This window comes from Streptomyces sp. NBC_01717, assembly GCF_036248255.1.
In the GTDB taxonomy this organism is placed as follows: Bacteria; Actinomycetota; Actinomycetes; order Streptomycetales; family Streptomycetaceae; genus Streptomyces.
Genome location: NZ_CP109178.1, coordinates 883,252 through 906,378 on the forward strand (window position 1 = coordinate 883,252; position 23,127 = coordinate 906,378).

At 68.4% G+C, this 23,127-nt stretch carries 21 protein-coding genes and 5 pseudogenes; 13 read left to right on the plus strand and 13 right to left on the minus strand.

Going from position 1 to position 23,127, the window contains the following annotated elements; all coding sequences use genetic code 11:
- Nucleotides 1-23 precede the first annotated feature (23 nt).
- Nucleotides 24-512, plus strand: coding sequence for a carboxymuconolactone decarboxylase family protein (locus tag OHB49_RS04305; RefSeq protein ID WP_329158035.1), 489 nt, complete (start codon nucleotides 24-26; stop codon nucleotides 510-512).
- Nucleotides 513-701: 189 nt separating this feature from the next.
- Complete coding sequence (gene wrbA, locus OHB49_RS04310) at nucleotides 702-1,319, plus strand: NAD(P)H:quinone oxidoreductase (RefSeq protein WP_030980563.1); 618 nt, start codon at nucleotides 702-704, stop codon at nucleotides 1,317-1,319.
- A gap of 430 nt (nucleotides 1,320-1,749) precedes the next feature.
- On the opposite strand, the gene OHB49_RS04315 is transcribed toward wrbA, so the two are convergent.
- From OHB49_RS04315 to tkt, 7 genes are all read right to left on the minus strand, one after another.
- Nucleotides 1,750-2,355 carry a histidine phosphatase family protein gene (locus tag OHB49_RS04315; RefSeq protein WP_329158038.1) on the minus strand — a complete coding sequence of 202 codons (606 nt, stop codon included), beginning with the start codon at nucleotides 2,353-2,355 and terminating at the stop codon, nucleotides 1,750-1,752.
- Between the two features lie 5 nt (nucleotides 2,356-2,360).
- Nucleotides 2,361-3,239 carry a phosphogluconate dehydrogenase (NAD(+)-dependent, decarboxylating) gene (gene gnd, locus OHB49_RS04320; protein ID WP_329166359.1) on the minus strand — a complete coding sequence of 293 codons (879 nt, stop codon included), beginning with the start codon at nucleotides 3,237-3,239 and terminating at the stop codon, nucleotides 2,361-2,363.
- Nucleotides 3,240-3,254: 15 nt separating this feature from the next.
- Nucleotides 3,255-4,907 carry a glucose-6-phosphate isomerase gene (gene pgi, locus OHB49_RS04325; protein ID WP_329158040.1) on the minus strand — a complete coding sequence of 551 codons (1,653 nt, stop codon included), beginning with the start codon at nucleotides 4,905-4,907 and terminating at the stop codon, nucleotides 3,255-3,257.
- Nucleotides 4,900-5,835: a glucose-6-phosphate dehydrogenase assembly protein OpcA gene (gene opcA / locus OHB49_RS04330; protein ID WP_329158043.1), complete on the minus strand. Its 936-nt coding sequence runs from the start codon at nucleotides 5,833-5,835 to the stop codon at nucleotides 4,900-4,902. The genes pgi and opcA overlap by 8 nt, the downstream gene beginning before the upstream one ends.
- On the minus strand, nucleotides 5,832-7,385 hold the full coding sequence (zwf, locus tag OHB49_RS04335; RefSeq protein WP_329166360.1) for a glucose-6-phosphate dehydrogenase: 1,554 nt from the start codon (nucleotides 7,383-7,385) through the stop codon (nucleotides 5,832-5,834). Before zwf ends, opcA begins: the two co-directional genes overlap by 4 nt.
- 158 nt (nucleotides 7,386-7,543) lie before the next feature.
- Nucleotides 7,544-8,671: a transaldolase gene (gene tal, locus OHB49_RS04340; protein WP_443079490.1), complete on the minus strand. Its 1,128-nt coding sequence runs from the start codon at nucleotides 8,669-8,671 to the stop codon at nucleotides 7,544-7,546.
- Nucleotides 8,672-8,699: 28 nt separating this feature from the next.
- Complete coding sequence (tkt, locus tag OHB49_RS04345; protein WP_329158047.1) at nucleotides 8,700-10,787, minus strand: transketolase; 2,088 nt, start codon at nucleotides 10,785-10,787, stop codon at nucleotides 8,700-8,702.
- 146 nt (nucleotides 10,788-10,933) lie between these two features.
- Here tkt and OHB49_RS04350 point away from each other — a divergent pair, with 146 nt between their 5' ends.
- On the plus strand, nucleotides 10,934-11,821 hold the full coding sequence (locus tag OHB49_RS04350) for a helix-turn-helix domain-containing protein (protein WP_329158049.1): 888 nt from the start codon (nucleotides 10,934-10,936) through the stop codon (nucleotides 11,819-11,821).
- Nucleotides 11,822-12,042: 221 nt separating this feature from the next.
- On the opposite strand, the pseudogene OHB49_RS04355 reads toward OHB49_RS04350, so the two are convergent.
- Nucleotides 12,043-12,297, minus strand: a pseudogene (locus OHB49_RS04355) (helix-turn-helix domain-containing protein); the annotation flags it as partial.
- Nucleotides 12,298-12,433: 136 nt separating this feature from the next.
- Between OHB49_RS04355 and OHB49_RS04360 the strand changes: the two are divergent.
- Nucleotides 12,434-13,207, plus strand: coding sequence for a DUF6193 family natural product biosynthesis protein (locus tag OHB49_RS04360; protein ID WP_329158050.1), 774 nt, complete (start codon nucleotides 12,434-12,436; stop codon nucleotides 13,205-13,207).
- A gap of 61 nt (nucleotides 13,208-13,268) precedes the next feature.
- Here the strand turns inward: OHB49_RS04360 and OHB49_RS04365 are convergent, their stop codons facing one another.
- Entirely contained in the window at nucleotides 13,269-13,979 is a 711-nt protein-coding gene (locus tag OHB49_RS04365) for a hypothetical protein (protein ID WP_329158051.1), read from the minus strand.
- A gap of 421 nt (nucleotides 13,980-14,400) precedes the next feature.
- Between OHB49_RS04365 and OHB49_RS04370 the strand changes: the two genes are divergently transcribed.
- The gene (locus OHB49_RS04370) at nucleotides 14,401-15,234 is read left to right on the plus strand and encodes a PIG-L family deacetylase (protein WP_329158052.1); all 834 of its coding nucleotides are present in this window, start codon (nucleotides 14,401-14,403) and stop codon (nucleotides 15,232-15,234) included.
- A gap of 483 nt (nucleotides 15,235-15,717) precedes the next feature.
- Nucleotides 15,718-15,852, plus strand: coding sequence for a hypothetical protein (locus OHB49_RS04375; protein WP_329166824.1), 135 nt, complete (start codon nucleotides 15,718-15,720; stop codon nucleotides 15,850-15,852).
- Nucleotides 15,853-15,877: 25 nt separating this feature from the next.
- On the opposite strand, the pseudogene OHB49_RS04380 reads toward OHB49_RS04375, so the two are convergent.
- A pseudogene (locus OHB49_RS04380) lies at nucleotides 15,878-16,006 on the minus strand (alpha/beta hydrolase); the annotation flags it as partial.
- A gap of 93 nt (nucleotides 16,007-16,099) precedes the next feature.
- Nucleotides 16,100-17,512 (minus strand): aminopeptidase P family protein, encoded by a 1,413-nt coding sequence (locus tag OHB49_RS04385; protein ID WP_329158054.1) that lies wholly within the window; start codon nucleotides 17,510-17,512, stop codon nucleotides 16,100-16,102.
- A gap of 213 nt (nucleotides 17,513-17,725) precedes the next feature.
- Here OHB49_RS04385 and OHB49_RS04390 point away from each other — a divergent pair, with 213 nt between their 5' ends.
- The 5 genes and pseudogenes from OHB49_RS04390 (at nucleotide 17,726) to OHB49_RS04410 (ending at nucleotide 21,587) form a co-directional block, all read left to right on the plus strand.
- Complete coding sequence (locus tag OHB49_RS04390) at nucleotides 17,726-18,709, plus strand: LuxR family transcriptional regulator (RefSeq protein ID WP_329158056.1); 984 nt, start codon at nucleotides 17,726-17,728, stop codon at nucleotides 18,707-18,709.
- 340 nt (nucleotides 18,710-19,049) lie between these two features.
- Nucleotides 19,050-19,223: a CsbD family protein gene (locus tag OHB49_RS04395; RefSeq protein WP_329158058.1), complete on the plus strand. Its 174-nt coding sequence runs from the start codon at nucleotides 19,050-19,052 to the stop codon at nucleotides 19,221-19,223.
- 474 nt (nucleotides 19,224-19,697) lie between these two features.
- Nucleotides 19,698-19,862 (plus strand): annotated as a pseudogene (locus OHB49_RS45790) (diacylglycerol kinase family protein); the annotation flags it as partial.
- Nucleotides 19,863-20,816 carry a YihY/virulence factor BrkB family protein gene (locus tag OHB49_RS04405; protein WP_329158062.1) on the plus strand — a complete coding sequence of 318 codons (954 nt, stop codon included), beginning with the start codon at nucleotides 19,863-19,865 and terminating at the stop codon, nucleotides 20,814-20,816.
- Entirely contained in the window at nucleotides 20,817-21,587 is a 771-nt protein-coding gene (locus OHB49_RS04410) for a phosphatase PAP2 family protein (protein ID WP_329158064.1), read from the plus strand.
- Between the two features lie 37 nt (nucleotides 21,588-21,624).
- Here OHB49_RS04410 and OHB49_RS04415 read toward each other — a convergent pair whose 3' ends face one another.
- Complete coding sequence (locus tag OHB49_RS04415; protein WP_329158066.1) at nucleotides 21,625-21,900, minus strand: hemerythrin domain-containing protein; 276 nt, start codon at nucleotides 21,898-21,900, stop codon at nucleotides 21,625-21,627.
- On the opposite strand from OHB49_RS04415, the pseudogene OHB49_RS04420 reads away from it, so the two are divergent.
- Together OHB49_RS04420 and OHB49_RS04425 are read left to right on the plus strand one after the other, a co-directional pair.
- A pseudogene (locus tag OHB49_RS04420) lies at nucleotides 21,885-22,073 on the plus strand (IS110 family transposase); the annotation flags it as partial. The gene OHB49_RS04415 and the pseudogene OHB49_RS04420 overlap by 16 nt on opposite strands.
- 21 nt (nucleotides 22,074-22,094) lie before the next feature.
- A pseudogene (locus tag OHB49_RS04425) lies at nucleotides 22,095-22,325 on the plus strand (IS256 family transposase); the annotation flags it as partial.
- 64 nt (nucleotides 22,326-22,389) lie between these two features.
- Here the strand turns inward: OHB49_RS04425 and OHB49_RS04430 are convergent.
- A complete protein-coding gene (locus tag OHB49_RS04430) occupies nucleotides 22,390-23,052 on the minus strand; it encodes a class I SAM-dependent methyltransferase (RefSeq protein WP_329158068.1) in 663 nt (220 codons plus the stop codon).
- Nucleotides 23,053-23,127: the final 75 nt, after the last annotated feature.

The window sequence follows — 23,127 nt, forward strand, 5'->3', positions numbered from 1 at the left end:
GAGCGGCCCGTGAGGAGTCCAGGTTGAGTGACACGGCAGCAGGCCCCGTGAGCAAGCGGGTCTTCATCGACAAGCAGAGCCCGAAGGCGTACCACGCGCTGACCGAGACAGCCGAAGCAGTCCGCGCGGTCGCCGCCGACGCGGGGCTGGACCGCACGCTCGTGGAACTGATCAACCTCCGCGTGTCACAGGTCAACGGCTGCGCGTACTGCCTCAACGTGCACACCCGGGCCGCCCTGCGTGCAGGCGAGACCACCCAGCGTCTGGGTGTACTGGCCGCCTGGCGCGACACCGAACTGTTCACGGCACGGGAGCGCGCGGCACTCGCCCTGGCGGAGGCGGCCACCGAACCCGCAAACGCCGCCGTCCAGGAGAGTGCCTACGACGAAGCCCGCCAGGCCCTCACCGACGACGAGATCTCCGCAGCGATCTGGGTGGCGATCACCATCAACGCGTTCAACCGCGTCTCCATCATGAGCAAGCATCCCGTGCGCCTGATCCCGCAGCAGTGATTCCGGCTTCACCCCCGCCGTGCGCCGAGACGCCGGTAGCCCACACGATGGGTTCAGGAAAAGTTAGTTGATTCTTAAACCATATCCATTTATGGTTCAACGATGTAGGGCGTGCTCCACCGACGCGGCGACGCCGGCGGCCAATGTCCGCCCACTGCCCATACGCACTTTTCAATGGAGAACAAAGACATGACCACAGCCGTCAAGCTTGCCGTCATCTACTACTCGTCCACCGGTTTCAGCGCCGAGATCGCCAAGGAGATCTCCCAGGCCGCGGAGAAGGCCGGGGCCGAGGTCCGTCTCCTGAAGGCCGCCGAACTCGCTCCCGAGGCCGCCATCAGCTCGAACGAGGCATGGGCCGCACACGCCGCCGCCAGCGCGGGCATCCCGGTTGCCACCCCCGCGGACGTCGAGTGGGCCGACGCCGTGATCTTCGGCTCCCCGACCCGCTTCGGCAACATCTCCTCGCAGCTCAAGCAGTTCATCGACACCCTCGGTGGCCTGTGGGCCCAGGGCAAGCTGGCCGACAAGGTCTACAGCGGCTTCGTCACCACCGCCACCGCCCACGGCGGCCAGGAGTCCACCCTGCTCGCGCTGTACAACTCGATCCACCACTTCGGTGGCCTCGTCGTCTCCCCCGGTTACACCGACCCGGTCAAGTTCGTCGACGGCAACCCCTACGGCACCTCGCACGTCGACGCCCAGGGCAACAACCCCATCGGCGACGAGACCCGCAACGCCGCCCGTCACCAGGCCGAGCGCGTGATCCAGGTCGCGGGCGCCCTCAAGGCCGGCTTCGCCGCCTGACCCGTCCCGGCCCGGTCCCGGCTCATCCGCGTCGCCACACCCCGGCCGGCAGTTCGTAGGACCGCACCCGGTCGGCATCGCCGTGGGTGATGGTGGTGATGAGCCTCACCGGTGTGTCGGGCGCAGTCGCGCCCGGCACACCGGCCCCACGACCTGCGCGCTGCTCTGGACGGAAGAGCCCGTACGTCTCCCCTGGCCCGGACCTGGGCACTCTTGTCGGCACGGAGGGCGGCAAGGCGCCCCCGGGCCAGGCGCCCGCGTCCACCGTCGTCATGCCAATTTCCGCGTCCCAGTGGCATGACCGGAACGTGGCACGGTGCTGCGGCCGGCGGAGACCCCGATGAGGTCCGTCTCCCTGCGTTGCCGAAGAGGTTCCGGTCCGCCCCGAGGGCGGGCCGGAACCTCTTCGGCTTCCGCAGCGCTGTAGAAATCAGTGGACGGCCGCAGGAGCTCCCGCGGCGTTCCACTCAGCGATCACAGGTCGTCCGTGTTCGTTGGAGAGCCGGCTGACCGTCCCCGTCGTGAGCTGGAACAGCCGCCCGTCCGCGGCGGGCAGCCCGAGGCGACGCGCCGTGAGCACCCGCAGGAAGTGGGCGTGGGCCACAAGCACCACGTCACCGCTGTCCAGGGCTGTCCCGATGCGGCTCAACACGCGGTCGGCCCGCTGTCCCACCTCGATCGGTGACTCGCCCGGATGACCGGCCGGACCGGGCGGCACTCCGTCGTTCCACAGGTACCAGTCGGGCCGAGTGCGATGTATCTCGAGGGTGGTCACACCTTCGTACGCACCGTAGTCCCACTCGTGCAGATCGGGCTCGCGTACGGCGTCGTACAGGCCCGCGAGTTCCGCTGTCCGTTCGGCACGGCCCAGTGGGCTGGTGAGCGCGAGGGCGAAGGTCCGCCCGGCAAGCAGCGGGGCGAGGGATTTGGCCTGCTCTTCGCCACGCTGGGTGAGGGGCAGGTCCGTCCAACTGGTGTGCCGGCCCGACAGGCTCCACTCGGTTTCGCCGTGGCGGACCAGCAGGAGGTCGCCCATGGCGGTTACTTCGCCGACTCGACGGCGTGGCCGCCGAACTGGTTGCGCAGCGCGGCGATCATCTTCATCTGCGGGGAGTCGTCCTGCCGCGAGGCGAAACGCGCGAAGAGCGACGCGGTGATCGCGGGCAGCGGCACCGCGTTGTCGATCGCCGCCTCCACCGTCCACCGGCCCTCACCCGAGTCGGCCGCGAAGCCGCGCAGCTTGTCGAGGTGCTCGTCGTCGTCCAGCGCGTTGACCGCCAGGTCGAGCAGCCAGGAGCGGATGACCGTGCCCTCCTGCCAGGAACGGAAGACCTCACGCACATCGGTGACGGAGTCGACCTTCTCCAGCAGCTCCCAGCCCTCGGCGTAGGCCTGCATCATGGCGTACTCGATGCCGTTGTGAACCATCTTGGAGAAGTGGCCGGCGCCGACCTTGCCCGCGTGGACGAAGCCTGCGTCGCCCTCGGGCTTGAGCGCGTCGAAGACGGGCTGGACCTTCGCTATGTGTTCGGCGTCGCCGCCCACCATCAGCGCGTAGCCGTTCTGGAGACCCCAGACACCACCCGAGACACCTGCGTCGACGAAGCCGATGCCCTTGGCCGCCAGCTCCTCGGCATGCTTCTCGTCGTCCGTCCAGCGGGAGTTGCCGCCGTCGACAACGGTGTCGCCGGCTTCCAGGAGGTCACCGAGCTCGTCGATGACGTGCTGGGTCGGGCCGCCCGCGGGCACCATCACCCACACCACACGCGGGGCTTCGACCTTCTCGACCAGTTCGGCCAGGCTGCTCACGTCGGTGAGGTCCGGATTGCGGTCGTAGCCGATGACGGTGTGGCCCGCGCGGCGAATCCGCTCGCGCATGTTGCCGCCCATCTTGCCGAGGCCGACGAGGCCCAATTGCATCGTTGTCATGCTGTTTCACTTCTTCCGGAAAGTGCGGTACGCGGCCACCAGGGCGGCGGTTGAGGGATCGAGTCCGGGAGCGTCCGCTCCGTCGGTGAGCGCCGGCTCCACGCGCTTGGCGAGGACCTTGCCGAGCTCGACGCCCCATTGGTCGAAGGAGTCGATGTTCCAGATGGCCCCCTGCACGAACACCTTGTGCTCGTACAGCGCGATCAGCTGGCCGAGGACCGAGGGGGTCAACTCGCCTGCCAGGATCGTCGTCGTGGGGTGGTTGCCGCGGAACGTGCGGTGCGGTACCTGCTCCTCGGGCACGCCCTCGGCGCGCACCTCGTCAATCGTCCTGCCGAAGGCGAGCGCCTGGCCCTGCGCGAACAGGTTGGCCATCAACAGGTCGTGCTGATCCTTGAGTTCGGGGCCCAGCTCGTCGACCGGGTTGACGAAACCGATCAGGTCGGCCGGGATGACCTTCGTGCCCTGGTGGAGCAACTGGTAGTACGCGTGCTGCCCGTTGGTGCCGGGCGTGCCCCAGACCACCGGACCGGTCTGCCACTCCACCGGATTGCCGTCCCGGTCCACCGACTTCCCGTTGGACTCCATGTCCAGCTGCTGCAAGTACGCAGTAAATTTGGACAGATAGTGCGAGTACGGCAGCACCGCGTGCGACTGGGCGCCGAGGAACGATCCGTACCAGACACCCAACAGCCCCAGCAGCAAAGGCGCGTTGACCGCCGCGGGCGCGGTGCGGAAGTGTTCGTCGACGAGGTGGAAGCCGTCGAGCATCTCGTGGAACCGGTCCGGGCCGATGGCGATCATCAGCGACAGACCGATAGCGGAGTCGTACGAGTAGCGACCGCCGACCCAGTCCCAGAACTCGAACATGTTGGCGGTGTCGATACCGAAGTCCGCGACCTTCTCGGCGTTCGTCGACAGCGCCACGAAGTGTTTCGCGACCGCCTTCTCACCGCCGTCGTCGAGCCCGGCAAGGAGCCAGGACCGCGCCGATGTGGCGTTGGTGATCGTCTCGATGGTCGTGAAGGTCTTGGACGCGACGATGAACAGCGTCTCCGCCGGGTCCAGGTCCCGTAGGGCCTCGTGCAGATCGGCGCCGTCCACGTTCGAGACGAACCGCACGGTCAACGAGCGGTCGGTGAAGGCCCGCAGTGCCTCGTACGCCATCGCGGGTCCGAGGTCCGACCCGCCGATACCGATGTTGACGACATTGCGGATCCGCTTTCCGGTATGCCCGGTCCACTCGCCCGAGCGGACGCGCTCGGAGAAGTCGGCCATTTTGTCGAGCACAGCGTGCACCGCCGGGACGACGTCCTCGCCATCGACCTCGACGACGGCGTCGCGCGGGGCGCGCAGCGCAGTGTGCAGGACGGCACGCTGCTCGGTGACGTTGATCTTTTCGCCGCGGAACATGGCGTCCCGCAGCCCGAACACGTCGGTCGCGGTGGCGAGTTCCTGGAGCAGCGCGAGGGTCTCGTTCGTGATCAGGTGTTTGGAGTAGTCGATGCGCAGGTCGCCGACGCTGACGGTGTAGCGCTCCGCGCGACCGGGGTCGGTGGCAAACAGGTCACGCAGCTGCAGGTGGCGCAGCTCCTCTGCGCGGTGGTCCTCAAGGGCCGTCCACTCCGGGCGGTGCGTGAGCTCGGGTGTGTCAGACATGACGGGGGTTCTCCTTGGCACCGTCCCCGCGCAGGGCGACGGCATACATCTCGTCCGCGTCGAGGCGGCGCAGCTCTTCGGCAATCAACTCGGAGGTGCTGCGCACCTTCAGGGCGAGGGTGCGCGAGGGCTGGCCCGGCAGGGAAAGCGTGGCCAGCGGGCCGTCGGGGCGGTCGATCACGATCTCGCCGCTCTCCGTTCCGAGCCGGACGGCCGTCACGACCGGCCCGGCGGTGACGACGCGCTCGACCGGGACCTCGAGCCGGGCCTCCAGCCAGCGGGCCAGCAGCTCGGCACTCGGGTTCTCGGACTCACTCTCCACAACGGCCGACACAACCTTCTTACGGGCCTGGTCCAGTGCCGCGGCCAGCATCGAGCGCCACGGCGTCAGCCGGGTCCACGCCAGGTCGGTGTCGCCGGGCGCGTACGAGGAGACGCGGGCCTCCAGGGCGACGAGCGGGGCCTCGACGGCGTACATGTCGGTGATCCGCCGCTGTGCCAGAGCGCCCAACGGATCCTTGGCCGGGACGTCGGGCGCGTCCACCGGCCACCAGACGACGACCGGCGCGTCCGGCAGCAGCAGCGGCAGGACCACCGAGTCGGCGTGGTCGGAGACTTCGCCGTAGGTGCGCAGGACGACCGTCTCGCCGGTGCCCGCGTCCGAGCCGACCCGCACCTCCGCGTCCAGGCGGGAGTTCGTGCGGTCGCGCGGGGTGCGTGCGACGCGCTTGATGACGACCAGGGTGCGCGAGGGATGCTCGCGCGACGCCTCCTCGGCCGCCTTGATCGAGTCGTACGCGTTTTCCTCGTCGGTCACGATGACCATCGTCAGGACCATGCCCATGGCGGGGCTACCGATGGCTCGGCGCCCCTGCACGAGCGCCCTGTTGATCTTGCTTGCCGTGGTGTCGGTCAGATCGATCTTCATGGCCTGCGCCAGCTCCGTCCGTCTCGTGCGAGCATCTCGTGGGCTTCTTCGGGACCCCAGCTGCCCGACGCGTACGGCGCGGGCTTGCCGTGCGCGTCCCAGTACCCCTCGATCGGGTCGAGAATCTTCCAGGACTCCTCCACCTCCTGGTGACGGGGAAAGAGGTTGGCGTCGCCCAGCAGAACGTCAAGGATGAGGCGTTCGTACGCCTCCGGGCTGGACTCGGTGAAGGAATCGCCGTACGCGAAGTCCATCGTGACGTCCCGAATCTCCATCGACGTACCCGGCACCTTCGATCCGAAGCGCACCGTCATGCCCTCGTCGGGCTGGACACGGATGACGATCGCGTTCGCACCGAGTTCCTCGGTGGCGTTCGAGTCGAAGGGCGAGTGGGGCGCGCGCTGGAAGACGACCGCGATCTCGGTGACGCGGCGGCCGAGGCGCTTTCCGGTGCGCAGGTAGAAGGGGACGCCCGCCCAGCGACGGTTGTCGACCTCCAGCTTGATGGCCGCGTAGGTGTCGGTCGTCGACTTGGGGTCGATGCCGTCCTCCTGCAGATAGCCGCGTACCTTCTCGCCACCCTGCCAGCTCGCCGCATACTGCCCGCGCACGGTGTGCTCGCCCAGGTTCTCCGGCAGCTTCACGGCCTTGAGGACCTTCAGCTTTTCGGTGAGCAGCGACTCGGCGTCGAAGGCGGCCGGCTCCTCCATGGCGGTCAGCGCCATGAGCTGGAGGAGGTGGTTCTGGATGACGTCACGGGCCGAGCCGATGCCGTCGTAGTAACCGGCGCGGCCGCCGATGCCGATGTCCTCGGCCATCGTGATCTGCACGTGGTCGACGTAACTGCGGTTCCAGATGGGCTCGTACATCTGGTTGGCGAAGCGCAGCGCCAGGATGTTCTGAACCGTCTCCTTGCCGAGGTAGTGGTCGATCCGGAACACCTGGTCCGGGTCGAACACCTCGTGCACGATCGCGTTCAGCTCGCGCGCACTGGCCAGGTCGTGGCCGAACGGCTTCTCGATGACCGCACGCCGCCAGGAACCTTCCGGCGCGTCCGCGAGACCGTGCTTCTTCAGCTGCTGGACGACCTTCGGGAAGAACTTCGGCGGTACCGAGAGGTAGAAAGCGTAGTTGCCACTGGTGCCCCGAGATGCGTCCAACTCGTCGACAGCAGAACGGAGTTGCTTGAACGCCTGGTCGTCGTCGAAATCGCCCGGGATGAACCGCATGCCCTCGGCCAGCTGCTGCCAGACCTCCTCGCGGAACTCCGTGCGGGCGTGCTCGCGCACCGAGTCGTGCACCACCTGCGCGAAGTCCTGGTCCTCCCACTCGCGCCGGGCGAACCCGAGGAGCGAGAAGCCCGGCGGGAGCAGACCCCGATTCGCGAGGTCGTAGACGGCGGGCATCAGCTTCTTGCGTGAGAGGTCGCCGGTGACACCGAAGATGACGAGGCCCGAGGGGCCCGCGACACGGGGGAGGCGCCGATCGCGGGGGTCACGGAGCGGGTTGTTCCAGTCGAGGGCCGGGGCGGTAGAGCTCCCGTCGCCCATCACGTCGCCGGGTACCGCCGCCGCGTCGGTGCTCGGTTCCACGGCCGCGTCACCCGATCCGGCGGTCACGCCGCCCGGTTCCACGGCCGCGTCCCCAGATCCGCTCGCCGCGGCGGGCGCATCCTGCGCGGCACCACCGGGAAGCGTCTCGCGCTCACTCATTCCCCCTCAACTCCCTTGCTGCTCAGCGTCGTCGCGACCACACGCAGCAGGTCTTCCCAGGCCGCCTCGAACTTCGACACGCCCTCGTCCTCCAACTCCTTCACGACCTCGTCGTAGGAGATCCCGAGCCGCTCGACGGCCCCAAGATCGGCGCGGGCCTGGGCGTAGCCGCCGGTCACCGAGTCGCCGTGGATGTCACCGTGGTCGGCGGTGGCGTCGAGGGTCGCCTCCGGCATGGTGTTGACCGTGCCGGGTGCGACAAGTTCGTCGACGTACAGGGTGTCCTTGTACGCGGCGTCCTTGACGCCCGTCGAGGCCCACAGCGGGCGCTGCTTGTTGGCGCTCGCGGTGGCGAGCGCGGTCCAGCGGTCGGCGGCGAAGACGCCCTCGTACGCCTCGTACGCGAGACGGGCGTTGGCGAGCGCGGCCCTGCCCCTGAGTGCGAGCGCCTCGTCGGTGCCGACCTTCGCAAGGCGCTTGTCGATCTCGCTGTCGACGCGGGAGACGAAGAACGAGGCGACCGAATGGACCGTGGACAGGTCGATGCCCGCCGCCTGCGCCTTCTCCAGGCCTGCCAGGTACGCGTCCATGACCTCGCGGTAGCGCTCCAGCGAGAAGATCAGGGTGACGTTGACGCTGATACCGAGGCCGATGACCTCGGTGATCGCCGGGAGGCCGGCCTTCGTCGCCGGGATCTTGATCATCACGTTCGGGCGGTCGACCAGCCATCCGAGCTGCTTGGCCTCGGCGACGGTCGCCGCGGTGTCGTGCGCGAGGCGCGGGTCGACCTCGATGGAGACCCGGCCGTCGCGGCCGCGGGTCGCGTCGTACACGGGCCGCAGGATGTCGGCGGCCGCGCGGACGTCGGCGGTGGTCATCATGCGGACGGCCTCGTCGACCGTGACGCCGCGCACGGCGAGGTCGGCCAGCTGCTCCTCGTACCCCTCACCGGAGCCGATGGCGGCCTGGAAGATGGAAGGGTTGGTGGTGACGCCCACCACGTGCTTCCGCTCGATGAGTTCGGCGAGGTTGCCGGATGCGATCCGCTTGCGGGACAGATCGTCCAGCCAGATGGAAACGCCTTCCTGAGCGAGGGACTTGAGGGGTTCGGCGGTGTTGCTCACAGTGACTCTCTTCTTTCTGGCGGCCTGATCAACCACGCGCGGCGGCAAGAGATTCCCGCGCGGCGGAGGCGACGTTCTCGGCGGTGAAGCCGTACTCGGCGAACAGGGTCTTGGCGTCGGCGGAGGCGCCGAAGTGCTCCAGGGAGACGATGCGTCCGGCGTCACCGACGTACCGGTGCCAGGTCAGGCCGATCCCTGCCTCGACCGCCACACGGGCCTTCACGGACGCCGGAAGCACACTCGCGCGGTACTCCGCGGACTGCTCCTCGAACCACTCGACGGACGGCATCGACACGACACGCGTACCGACCCCCTCGGCCTCGAGCTGCTCACGCGCCGCGACGGCGAGCTGCACCTCGGAGCCGGTGGCGATGAGGATGACATCAGGGGTCTCGGCGGAGGAGTCGCGCAGGATGTAACCCCCCTTCACCGCCTCGGGGTTCGCCTCGTATGTCGGCACACCCTGGCGGGTCAGCGCGAGGCCGTGCGGCGCAGGGTTCGTGGCATGCCGCCTGAGGATCTCTGCCCAGGCGATACAAGTCTCGTTGGCATCGGCGGGGCGGACGATGTTGAGTCCGGGGATGGCGCGCAACGAGGCCAGGTGCTCGACCGGCTGGTGGGTCGGGCCGTCCTCGCCGAGACCGATGGAGTCGTGCGTCCAGACGTACGTGACCGGCAGCTCCATCAGCGCGGACAGACGCACGGCGTTGCGCATGTAGTCGGAGAACACCAGGAAGGTGCCGCCGTAGACGCGGGTGTTGCCGTGCAGCGCGATGCCGTTCATCTCGGCGGCCATCGAGTGCTCGCGGATGCCGAAGTGGACCGTGCGGCCGTACGGGTCGGCCTCCGGAAGCGGGTTGCCCTTCGGCAGGAAGGAGCTGGTCCTGTCGATCGTGGTGTTGTTCGAGCCGGCGAGGTCGGCGGAACCGCCCCACAGCTCGGGGATCACACTGCCGAGCGCCTGCAGCACCTTGCCGGACGCGGCACGGGTCGCGACGGATGTGCCCGCCTCGAACTGCGGCAGAGCGGCCTCCCAGCCATCGGGCAGCCGACCCGTGACGACGCGGTCGAACAGCTTGGCGTGCTCGGGGTCGGCGGTGCGCCACTCGGCGACCTGCTTGTCCCAGGCCGCGTGCGCCTCGACGCCTCGGTCGAGGGCCCCGCGGGCGTGGGACAGTACCTCGGGCTCCACCTGGAAGGACTGCTCCGGGTCGAAGCCCAGGACCCGCTTGGTAGCCGCGATCTCCTCGGCGCCGAGCGCCGATCCGTGCGAGGCCTCGGTGTTCTGCGCGTTCGGGGCAGGCCAAGCGATGATCGTGCGCATCGCGATGATCGAGGGGCGCCCGGTCTCGGCGCGGGCGGCGGTCAGCGCCTCGTACAGCGCTCGGACATCGATGTCGCCGTCGGCCGAGGGCTCGATCCGCTGGACGTGCCAGCCGTACGCCTCGTACCGCTTCAGGACGTCCTCGGAGAAGGCGGTGGCCGTGTCGCCCTCGATGGAGATGTGGTTGTCGTCGTAGACGAAGACGAGGTTGCCGAGCTTCTGGTGGCCCGCGAGGGACGAGGCCTCGGCGGAGATGCCCTCCTCCAGGTCGCCGTCCGAGACGATCGCCCAGATGGTGTGGTCGAAGGGTGACTCGCCCTCCGGCGCCTCGGGATCGAACAGGCCGCGCTCGTAGCGAGCCGCCATCGCCATGCCCACGGCGTTCGCGACACCCTGGCCGAGCGGGCCGGTGGTCGTCTCGACACCTGCCGTGTGCCCGTACTCAGGGTGACCGGGCGTCTTCGAACCGTGCGTCCGGAACGCCTTCAGATCGTCCAGCTCCAGCTCGTACCCGGAGAGGAAGAGCTGGGTGTACAGGGTCAGCGAGGTGTGGCCCGGGGAGAGAACGAAACGGTCTCGGCCGGTCCACTCCGGGTCGGCCGGGTCGTGCCGCATCACCTTCTGAAAGAGGGTGTACGCGGCCGGCGCCAGACTCATCGCGGTGCCCGGGTGGCCGTTTCCGACCTGCTGTACGGCATCGGCCGCCAGAAGGCGGGCGGTGTCGACGGCACGCCGGTCGAGTTCGGTCCACTCGAAACCGTCAGGGAAGCTGTCGGGTGTCTGCGTGCTCATCTTCAAGAAGTCCTCGATAGGAACCGGTCAACTGCTCTGATGCGTTCAAACCTAAAAGTATGACTTTTGCCGGGCCAGGTGCCCTTGTGTCAGCCTTTGGTGAAAGTGGGACAACGAGTGCGGGACCGAGCCGACGCGAGAAGGACATGACGGACAGAACGACCCAAGGAAGTGGAGAGATCAAGACCTTTCCCTTCCCCACGAACCTGAGCGTCTGCGGCGTAGGTATGCAGGTCGAATCCATGGAACCCGGTCGGCCCTGGCATGCGGACGCGCCGTTGGAGCGCGTGCACCGCGTCGACTTCCACGTGGTGATGCTGTTCCACGGCGGCCCCATCAGGCACATGATCGACTTCGCCGAGTACGAGGCCTCCGCCGGCGATCTCCTATGGATCCGCCCAGGCCAGGTGCACCGCTTCTCCCCCACGGCCGGGTACCGCGGTACCGTCCTGACCATGCAGCCCGGCTTCCTGCCCCGGGCAACTGTCGAGGCGACGGGCCTGTACCGCTATGACCAGCCCCCGCTCCTGCGCCCGGACGCGAACCAGCTGGCCGCCCTCGAGCACTCCCTCGCCCAACTGGAGCGCGAGTACGTCGACACGACCACACTGCCCCTCAGCCTCCACACCGCAGTGCTCCGGCACTCCCTGACCGCGTTCCTGCTCCGCCTGGCCCACCTCACGGCGATCTCCGCCAAGACGGCACTCGAGCAGACCGACACCACCTTCAGCCGCTTCCGGGACGCGGTCGAGAAGGGCTTCGCCACCAACCACAGCGTCAGCGCGTACGCGGACGCCCTCGGCTACTCCCGACGCACCCTCGTCCGCGCGGTGGGGGCGGCCACCGGCAACACCCCCAAGGGCTTCATCGACAAGCGCGTCGTCCTCGAGGCCAAGCGCCTACTGGCCCACACGGATATGCCGATCGGCCGGATCGGCGCCTCCGTGGGCTTTCCCGACGCGGCCAACTTCTCGAAGTTCTTCCATCAGCACACCGGGACGACTCCGTTGGCGTTCCGGGTGGAGCTGCGCTGAAAGAGGCGGGGCGGGGCGAACCGGTCCGCCCCGCCGGTGACATGAGGATCGAGGTCAGGCGCATCTTCACGGCCGACACATCACGAGGCGAACTGCGCGACGTCAGGCCCTACTCGACCTGCCGGCTGCCGAGAACGGCAGCTACGGGCCGTCCACGCGCCCCCGACGACGATACAACCGGTGGAACCGGAACGTTCAGCGGCCCACGCGGGCCACAGTGGCCTCGTACGTGATGATCTCGGTGCCGTTGCCCTCACCACCACTGGTCGGGTTGTCGTGTTGAAACGGCCGATCCACCGACGCACCGTGGCGGCGTCGTACTCCAGCAGCCCGGAGACCTGAGCGGGTGACAGGCCCTGCAGAGACAGCAGCACCATCACCGCCCGCACCGTGCAGCGCCCAGGGCCCCGCAGCAGGCTACGTAACTTCACCCGCTCGGTGTCGGCGGCATTGGCGAACACGATGGGCGGGCGCACACTGACCACGACCTCGTCGGGCGGGCGGGCGGGCGGGCGGGCGGGCGGGCGGGCGATGCTGACATCCCGATCGAACGCTTGGCGAGGCCGCAGACGCCACTGGTGGCACCGCGCGCGACCCGCAACAATCACCGGCATGGACGCCCCGCACCCGACAGGCCCCCCACCTGCTATCCAGCCCGATCCATTGCTCTATCCGGAAGTAGCCGCAGCCAACGGCAGCTGGGTGGCAGCCCTTCGCCATGCCGCCGCCGACATGCATGTCGATCTCGGCACCGTCAGGGGCCCGGAGTCTGCGACAGACAGCTGGCGACTCATCGTCGCGAGCGTGCACGCGTCGCGCGGCTCCTTCGACGTGACACTCGGCCAACAGGAGCGAGCCTTTGGCATCCGGATGTGGTGGACCGGGGTCGGAGAAGCGGCCAGCGGCCGAACCACCGAGCTGCAGACCGTCGTCAACATCGCACACGCATGGCAGGTAGGAACCTCAGTCGCCGAACTGCGCACCAGGTGGCCGTTCCTCAAGATTGACGAGCTCACCTTGGCTCACGAGCGAGGTGAGGCTGTTGCCTTCAAATGGCAGCTCGTACGAAACGCTCCGGATCGGCTGATCGACCACGACATCGTCGAAGCGGCGTACGCGAACCCGCTGCTGCGGAGCCTCTTTCCCTTGATCAGCCACGGGAGTCTGCAGTTCAGCCGCTGCACTCACACCCCATGGTCCTACGACGTCCCCAGGCTCGTTCCTCAGCTGGGAGGAGGCTGGAGGGCGCGGCCCGCCCACAAAGGTCGAGACATTCCGGATCGCTACGCTCAAACCCCTGAGGAGGCCGTCGTGTTCGTGGTCGAGGGACTTCCCGACGGCTGCGGTCCGGCAGTGGAAGGCCCCGCGGGTCTGCTTCTCGAATAGAGAAACAGACCACTGTCCAGACCGAAGCTTCCTTACTCCCACCTTGTTCGGTCCCGCGAGGCTACTGCTGACGGGCGGCTGGTCGCGCGAGAGTGAGTCTGCTCCACCGATCCAGTTCGTCCGCGTGGCTGCCGACCGCCGTCGCCCGGGCGACCGCTACGGCCTCCTGCGGTGTCGGCTCACCGTGGCGGGAGAGCAGCGCCAGCGGCCAGGCCGGAGTGCCCGACTGCCCACCGTCGAAGGGGCGCCAGTCCCAGGCCGCATCGAACCGCCAGGCGCGCCCGTTCCGGTCGGCAACCTCATCACCCGGTTCGAGGAAGGCGTACGGACGGAAGAACAGCTCGATGCGTATCGGTTCACCGCCGGCTGGATCGATCGTGTAGCCCTGGTCCTCAAGGTCAGGGTCATGGGTATCACCGTGCCGCAGGACCTCGACGTAGGACGCGGGCCGCGGCAGCATGCCGGTGACCAGGGGCGGATCGAAGCGATGGACCGCCTGGACGTGCACCACGGTCGCGGGGATTCCCACCAGGCAGGTATCGCCCGGCTTCAGTGCGGTCTCCGCCGGTTCCGTTCGGAAGATCTCCCACTCGCGGGCCGCGGGCGTTGGAAGCGCCCTCTGACCGTTCCACCTGATGTTCTCGGCCTGCGGGTCCACTTCCAACCACGGCCACCGCACGGACACGTAGTAATGGGTGACCCCGGTGACGGCGGTCTCAGTGAACGGGCACTCCAGCAACAGCACGTCACCGGGCCGGTAGTCGTGACTCATGGACGCATTCTGCATGCCGTCACTGACATGCGACCGAATGAGTATCCGGCGTTCCGGAGAGGCGGCCCGCAGCGCGCCCCCCTTCCACGAGAACCAACTCGTCTGAGGACAGCGCCCGGCGTCAATCTCAAACCACCTGGCAACCTCACAGGGTCAGCGCCCCACCGGCTGCCAACTCGAATCGGACGGCACAGCAGGTCGCGCTTGTACCTCGTTCGCGTTGAAACGCCGACGCCTGGAAGGCCGCAGCGGGAACAGCCACTCCGGTCGGCACGGTTGCATCGACCGAGGGACCGGCGCCGCACGGGCGGGGAACACGGAGACCACAAGGTCGTCCGCCCTACCAGGATCCGGGCCCCTGGGTCGCGGTACGCCCACCGCGCACTCGGACCAAGACGTATTTCTGCAGGAGGACTGTTTCATGACTGACCGACCCTTGACGCTCATGGCAGTACACGCCCACCCCGACGACGAGGCGACCGGAACCGGAGGGGTCCTCGCGCGGTACGCGGCGGAAGGCATCCGCACGGTTCTCGTGACGTGTACCGACGGCGGTTGCGGTGACGGACCGGGGGGTGCCAAGCCGGGCGATCCCGGGCACGATCCGGCGGCGGTCGCCTTGATGCGCCGTCAAGAACTTGAGGCGAGCTGTGACGTCCTGAAGGTCAGCGATCTGGAGATGCTGGACTATGCCGACTCCGGGATGACGGGTTGGCCGAGCAACGACGCCCCCGGATCCTTCTGGCAGACCCCCGTGCAGGAAGGCGCGGCCCGACTCGCGGAACTCATGCGGCACTACCGACCCGATGTGGTCGTCACCTACGACGAGAACGGCTTCTACGGCCACCCCGACCACATCCAGGCCCACCGCATCACGATGGCGGCGCTGGAGATGACCGCGCTGACACCGAAGGTGTACTGGACCACGATGCCCCGCTCGATGATGCAGCGGTTCGGCGAGATCATGCGCGAGTTTCATGAGGACATGCCGGAGCCGGATCCTGCCGAGGCCGCCGCGATGGCCGAGATCGGCCTCCCCGACGATGAGATCACCACGTGGGTGGACACCACCGCGTTCAGCGGTCAGAAGTTCGACGCGCTGGCCGCGCACGCCAGTCAGGGCGAGAACATCTTCTTCCTCAAGATGGGCACGGAGAGGTTCGGCGAGTTGATGGGCATGGAGACCTTCGTACGTGTCCAGGACGCCACCGGCGCGCCCATACCCGAGAACGATCTCTTCGCCGGACTACGCTGATTCACCCGCCCGACCGGCCGGGAAAACGCATCGCCCGCACGGCGCGATCGAGCGGGTCACACACCCGGAAGCTTGTCCACGCGAGTTCCGCTCCGGCAGTCCGCGTCCAGGCCCTCGCCGACGGCGTCGACGCGTGCCCGCACTTCCGACCCGCCACCGCGCTCGTCCCCAAACCACCTGACAACCGCACAGTTGGGAGACCTGCGCGCTGTTGACTCGGAAGTTGCGCGACAGCCCAGGTCACAAGCTCGGCGGTCCGCTCCGATCAAGACAGACCGCCGAGGAAGCGACACGAAGCTGAGGCTCCGATGTCCGACATGCCGTGAGGAAACGGAAGAAGAAGCAGGTCACGAGAGTGGTCTCCGACACCAACCGCGAGACCCTACAACAATGAAGCCAGTCGCCCTGTCATCCAATCGAAGCGTTTGACACCGAACCCAGGCGTCCACGCCCTCGCGCCGCCCCGACCGGCCGGTACCACCGATGGCCGGTACCGCCCCGCGATCGGGGCGGTCGTGCGTCTACCGGCTACCGGCTACCGCCATCGAGGAGGGCCAGGACCTGTCCTCGATGAGCGGCATCCTGACCGACACCGCCTACCGTCTGCTGCTGGCCTGACGGCGGGGGTGGTCGGGGGCCGGCTCAGATGCCGGGTGAAGAACTGGGCCGCGGCTTCCCCCGCGAACTGCGGGACGCCGGTGTGCTCGCCCAGATTGGCGTGCAGCGTCTTCTCCTTGGAGCCGAAGGCGTCGAACAGGTCCAGGGCCTGCTGCTCGTTCGGGTCATCTGACAACGCACGGGGGCACGCAGACTCGGCACCCATTCGATCCGGCGGATCCAGCACCAGGCCCCGTCCTCGACGCGCTCAACCCGCGAACTCGGCCATCCACGCCTCGACATCGTCCGCCGACCGGGGCAGGCCCGCTGACAGGTTCTCGTGACCGTCGTCGGTGACGACCAGGTCGTCCTCGATGCGGACGCCGATGCCGCGCCACTCCTCGGGCACGGTGAGATCGTCCGGCTGGAAGTACAGGCCGGGCTCGACGGTGAGGACCATGCCCGGTTCCAGCACGCCGTCGACGTACTCCTCGTTCCGGGCCTGCGCGCAGTCATGCACGTCCAGACCGAGCATGTGACCGGTGCCCGCCATGGTGAAGCGGCGCTGAAGGCCGAGTTCGTACGCGCGGTCGGCCGGGCCCACGATGAAGCCCCACTCGACCAGCTGGGCCGCCAGGTATCGCTGGGACGCCTCGTGGAAGTCGCGGTACGCGGCGCCCGGCTTGACGGCTGCCATGCCGGCTTCCTGTGCCGCGTACACCGCGTCATAGACCTTGCGCTGCAGAGGCGTGAAAGTGCCACTGATCGGCAGCGTGCGCGTGACGTCGGCGGTGTAGAGCGTGTGTGTCTCCACGCCGGCGTCGAGCAGGAGCAGGTCCCCCGGGCGCACCGGACCGTCGTTGTCCGTCCAGTGCATGATCGTGGCGTGCTCGCCCGCGGCGCAGATCGAGCCGTAGCCGACGGCATTGCCCTCGAGGCGTGCACGGCGGAAGAACGTGCCCTCGATCCACCGCTCGGACGACGCGATCGCCCCGGAGAGCTCCCCGATCACATCGGTGAATCCGCGCACCGTGGAGTCCACGGCCTTGCGGAGCTCGGCGATCTCCCAGTCGTCCTTGACGAGGCGGAGATCGCTGAGCGCCTCTTCCAGTTCGGCGTCGCGCTCTTCATCCGTGGTGACGGCGGCCTCGAGGGACGGGTCGAGGCCCCGGACGATCCGGGTCGGCGCACCGGAGGCGGCGGCCAGGTCGCCGGCCGCCGTGCGGACGTCACGGCAGGGCAGACCGAGCACGAGCTCCGACTCGGCGAGAGAGCGGCGCCGGCCCATCCACAGCTCCGCCGTGGCGCCGGTCCAGAACTCGTCGTTGTCCCTGCTGTCCCGCGGCAGCTGGTAGCAGTAGGCGTCATGGCCGCCGTCCACTCGGGGTTCGAGGACGAGAGCGCCGTCCCGTGCTTGGTCTCCGGCCATGTGCACGTAACCCGAGTACGGCCGGAACGGGTAGCTGTCGTCGTTCGAACGAGCCTTGAGGTTCCCCGAGGGAATCACGAGGCGTTCGCCCGGAAAGCGCGCGGAGAGCGAGGCGCGGCGACGGGCTGCGTACGGAGCCTGCTCACCGAGCCGCAGGTCGTGCCGCTCGGTGTCCGCCCACCCCGTCCGCATCAGAGCGGACAGTTCCTCGGAGATCCCTGAGTAGAGACCGTTCTTTCGGCCTTTCGCCACGGCATACACCTTCTTCTGGATGGGTTCCCAAGCGGCGCTGGGCAGAGTGAGCCGTACGGACAGGCGTGCTCCCGGTGCGGCTCGTGCTCCCTCGCCGCCGCCGGTCGTCGGCGGCTCCCGGACGGTATCCCGTACCGCGCGTGCTCGGTGCTGAAAAGTGCCACTGGCACAGATCGGCCACAGGCTCCGGCCGGACCGTCGATAATGCGACGTATGACGAACGCGAAACTCGGCGAGGCCCTTCGGCTTCTGGGCATCGGTCACGCGGCGGGTCAGGTCTATCTGGCACTGCTTGAGCTGGCCCCCGCTCCGCTGAGTGCGATCGCGGCCGCGGCCGACCTGGACGGTCCGGAACTGGCCACGGCATACGGCGCACTGGTCGACGCCGGTCTCGCCAGTGCCGCCGAGGAGGGTGGGGACGTGGTGGCCCCGGTGCCGCCGACCGCAGGCCTGGAGATCCTCGCCCGGCACCGTGCGGCCGAGGTCGAGGAGTCTCGCATCACCGTCGGGGGCGCGTTCGAGTCGTTCCGGCGACAGCGGCTCGCCGCGTACAACGACAATCTCGTCGAGGTCGTCACCGGCGACGCCATCGGCCCCAGAATTCGTCACGCATGGGCAAGCGCCCGCGATCAGATCCGGCAGTTCGAGTCACCGCCGTACTTCCCCTTGGCCGACGCCACGGCCGACGCGCTGGCCACGCTCGCCCGCGGTGTGACGCAGCGTGTCGTGTACTCGCGGGAGTCGCTGGAGCACCCGGGTCACCTGAAAGAGGTCATCGAACCGTGCATCAAGGCCGGCGAACAGGCCAGGGTGCTGCCGTCGGTGCCGGTCAAACTCGTGATCATCGACGAGGCGTACGCACTCGTGTCGTTGTCCATCAAAGAGGCGGACGTACACAACACCATGCTGGTCGTGCAGCCATGCGGCCTGCTCTCCGCACTCATGGCACTCTTCGAGCAGTCCTGGCAGAACGCCCTGCCGTTCCATGGCCGCACCACTCGCCCAGGAGGCCTGCCGGCCGCCGACCGCCGCCTGCTGTGGCTCCTCGCGGGCGGCGCGAGCGACGACATCATCGCCCGCGAGCTGGGAGTCAGCCGCCGCACACTCTTCCGCCGCCTGCAGATCCTGATGGCCCAGCTGGGCGCCGCGAACCGCTTCCAGATGGCCTTGCAGGCACAGCGCAGCGGATGGTTGTGACCGGCACGCTGCCCCTGCTGCTTGCCGTGCCCACCGCAACGGCGCGCGTCAAACCAGGATCCGGGCCATTCCCGGACCAACGCGCCGCCGGACTTGCCCCTCACCGCCGTTTCCGCACGTCGGAGCCAATGTTCCAGCTGTACCACCAGTAGACGAAGAACCTGCTGGTGTCGTACTCGGCGAAGAAGCTGGGTTCTTCCAGACGCGGAAAAGGGGCGCCCGGGCAGGGCGTCGGGCGTTCCGGGAACGAGGGTTGATTGCGAGCGGCGGGTTTGCAGGAAGCATTGCGGGTTAGGCGGTGGTTGTTCCTGAAGTCGACCACAGCAAGGTGTGAGTGATCATGGCTGCCAATGAGAAGACCCAGGCCAAGACCGAGCAGGCCAAGGGCAAGATCAAGGAAGCCGCCGGCCGCACCGTAGGCAACGAGCGACTCACCGCCGAAGGACGCATCGACCAGACCAAGGGCGACGCCCGTATGGCCAAGGAGAAGGCGAAGGACGCCTTCAAGCACTGACCCCACCACACCGCGTGGCCTCCCCCGACCCGCGGTGCGCGTATGGCCCGGCATCCCGTGCCGGGCCATACGCACGCTGGTCGCGGATGCGGGAGCCGAACCCGCTGATGAGCTTGGCACGGCCACTGCCGCTGCGTGACGCCGAACACCGGGAGCCGCATGCCTACAGCCCTGTCGGAAAGACCGGTCGAACGGACCACGGAGCCCCATGCCGCCTCTCGGCCCGGCGGGTCCCCCGCTGTGACCAGGGGCGGCGGCCGGGCCGCCGTCCGGATCGGCGTGCTGACCGTCTGCCAGGCCGCGCTGATGGTGGGATTCGGGCTCCTGGTCACCGGCCCCGCCCATGGGATATGGCCGCTGAGCAGTGCGGACAATGTCAACGAGGGGCTCGAGCACCTACGCACGGAGGCCCTCACCAACCCGTTGCTCATCGCGTCGGACAGCTTCCCGCCCGCCGACAGCACCGGCACCGGCACCGGCACCACGGTGGAGTACTTCACCTTCCGCCGCGCCGAACTCCGCTTCGCCTCGGTGCAGCCGCGCGAGATCGACGGCGATCCGGTGCGGCCGGGCCGACTGCTCATCGCTGAGGTCAGGCCGGGTGTCCTGACCGTGCTTCTGCCGTCGGGGGGTGAGTGAATGGGCACCGCGACCCGGGTTCCGCAGACCCGCGACATGGCAGGCGACGAGCTCTCCGCCGACGAGGCACTGGCATCGCTGCGCCGCTACGGTCGCTGGCCACTGGTGCGGGATTCCTTCGTCCGCTTCCGTTACGCCGACGGCTTCAGTCACGCCCGCGCACTCGCCCTGCAGACCGTTCTCGCTGTGATTCCGCTCGTCATCGCCTTCGTCGGGCTGTCCGCCTCACTTCACACGGAGAACGTGGGGAGGCTGGCGGAACTGACGATTCACCGCATCACCGCGGGCCCGAGTGCCGAGGTCGTGGATGACGCGCTCGATCGGAGCCGGGAGCGGGCCGGGGAGGGTTCTCAGCTCACTCTCTGGTTCGGCCTGGCCTTCTCGCTGGTGAACGTCACGACGGCGATGTGTCAGATCGAACGCGGTGCCAACCGGATCTACGGGGTCGAGCGCGACCGCCCCTTCCATCAGAAGTACTTCCGGGGCCTGGTGATGGCGCTGGTTGCCGGGATACCCCTGGGCATCGGGTTCATCCTCATGGTGGTCGGCGGCGACCTCGCCGCGGCTGCCGTGACGGTCTACGGTCTCGGCGACGGAGCCAGGAACTCCTGGGATCTGCTGAGATGGCCGTGCGGGCTGCTGCTCGCACTCATCTCCGCGAGCGCGATCTTCCGTCGCTCCCCGCGTCGCAGGCAACCCGGCTACACGTGGCTGGCGTTCGGGGCAGCCCTCTACCTGGTGCTGTGGACGGCGCTGACCTGGTTGCTCAGCCTCTATCTCTCGGTCAGCGGGTCGTTCGACACGGTCTACGGCCCGCTGAGCGCCTTCATGTCGCTGCTGCTCTGGGCCTATCTGACTTCCATCGCTCTCTTTCTCGGACTGTCCTTCGCCGCGCAGTTGGAGGCCGCCCGCGCCTTGCGGCCCGGTCCTGTCCAACCCGATCCGGGAGCATGAATGGTCGTGCGAGCCACTGCCCTGCGGCTTCGGGAGCGCCGTGCCCGGGCAGCTGACCGCAGATACGGTGTCCGCCTGCTCGGCGCCGCAGCCGTCGCCGCGCTCTCATCGGTGCTCTTCGGGCTTCTTCTGGTCCTCGTCGAGGGCAGTTGGCGCCCGTTGCTCGCCATGGACGCGCGTGCGGCGCGGCGGCTGCACAGCACCGGGCTCGAACACCCTGCGTGGACGAGCACCCTCCGCTTCCTGTCCGACTGGGTCTGGGACCCTGTGACGCTGCGCTGCGTGGTCGCGCTGTTGACGGCCTGGCTGCTCTACCGCCGCGCCTGGCGGCTGGCCGCCTGGTCCGGCGTGACGGCGGCGGCCGGGGGACTGATAGGTCTGCTGGTCAAAACGGTGGTCGAGCGGGCCAGGCCCTCCTTGGCGGACCTGGTGGCCCAGGCACCGGGCTTCTCCTTCCCCTCCGGTCACGCGATGACCGCCACCACCTCGTTCGCCATCCTGCTGCTCGTACTGCTGCCGCTGGTGCCCCGTGGCCGGCGGGCCCTTTGCTGGAGCGTGGCGGTGCTCTCGGTGCTGGGCGTCGGATTCACCCGGGTCGCGCTCGGCGTCCACTGGTTCAGCGATGTGGTCGGCGGCTGGCTCCTGGGTCTCGCCGTGGTGGCGTCGACCGGCTGGGCCTTCGAAGCCTGGCGCGCCGACTCCGGCCGTCGTCGCAGCGAGGTGACCGAGGGTCTGGAGCCCGAGCTGACCGAGGCCGGCCCGGAGCGGTGAGCGACGGGGGTGTCCTCCGTGATGCGGTGGAGGCCGGTCATGGCGTCCGGACGTCTGGGTGTGCCTCGCGCCAGGCGGCCATCGCGCGATCCCAGTCGTCGCCGGCCAGTGTGGTGAGCGAGGCGGGGAACAGCCCGTCCTCCTCCTTGGCGATGTGGCGGTGCAGTTCGTCCACGGCATCGAGGAACCTTTGGCGGTCGTCCCTGTCCACGAGATCTGCCGTGTCCAGCAACCGGTCCAGGTCGCGGTGTTCGCGCTCCAGGTCCTCGATGTACCCCGTGTACTCGTCGTCCTGGCGCATCACCGCGGGCATCCGCCGGGGCCAACACCCACTACCGACGACGCCGCGAGCACGGAGACTGGCATGCGGCCGCCCAGAGGAACCTCTCCAACCGCATGATCGGACAGCTCTATCACTGTCTCCACCACCGCAAGCTGTTCGACGAGAACACAGCGTTCCCCACCGAACTCGCCGCCGCAGCTTGACGCGTTGGCATCGTGAGGTGTCTGCGGACCACGAACCCCATCGAGTCGACCTTCTCCACCGTCAAACTCCGCGCCAAGGTCACCCGCGGCGCCGGCAGCCCCGCCGCAGCCCTCGCGATGGTGTTCAAACTCGTCGAGTCCGCACAGGCCCGCTGGCGGGCGATCACCGGCACCCCCCTCGTGCCCCTGGTTCGCACGGGCGCCCGGTTCGAGAGCGGCGTCCTGGTCGAACGTTCGCGGGGCGCTTCTTGATCTTGTGGCGGCTGGCCGGGATAGGGCAATTACTCAGACAGGAGTGGGGCTGCCACGACAGAGGTCAGCCGGATTGTGCAGTCTCGCGCCGACGGAGCACGTCGTAGCCCACGAACTCGAACAGCCGGGTGCCGGTGTGCAGGGGTCGAGGCGTGCCGGTGAACCGGTGCACACCGACCCCATAGCCAGCACCCGGTTCAGATAGCCACTGCAGTTCGAAACCCTGCTCGCCGAACCAATCGCAGATCATGGGCACTCGGTCGGGGGCGGCACGGTTGCGGGTCCAGATGACGGTGCCACCGGTCTTGCACAACTGATTGCAGGCACCGATGGTGCCCTCGATGTCGCTGTCGGTGATGTTTCCGAAGACACCGCAGGCCAGAACGAGGTCCGCGGGGGTCATGTCCCGGTACTGGTCGATGAGGGAGGCGTCGCCCGTCGCTACCTCGACCTGGTCCAGCTTTGCCAGGCGGGCCGTCTCCGAAGCCGCGGCGGTGTTGCGGGCGTCCAACTCGACAAGCCGCGCCCGCACCTCGTGGCGGCGCGGATGATCGGACAGGACGTGGAGGAGGTCACGACCGTCCCCGGCGCACAAGCTGATCACCTTCAGCGGCCCGGCCGGGGCATCGTCCAGGGCAGCCCGGGTCTGCGATTGAACGGTCCGCAGCCTCCGTGCCATCCAGGAGTCCGCTACGTCGTACTTGCCATGCCAGGCGTTCCAGTCCATTGCCGCACCCTACGGCTGTCCACGAGCCGCAGACGATCCAATTTCGATCACCGCAGGGGCAGCCGCTGCAGCGGC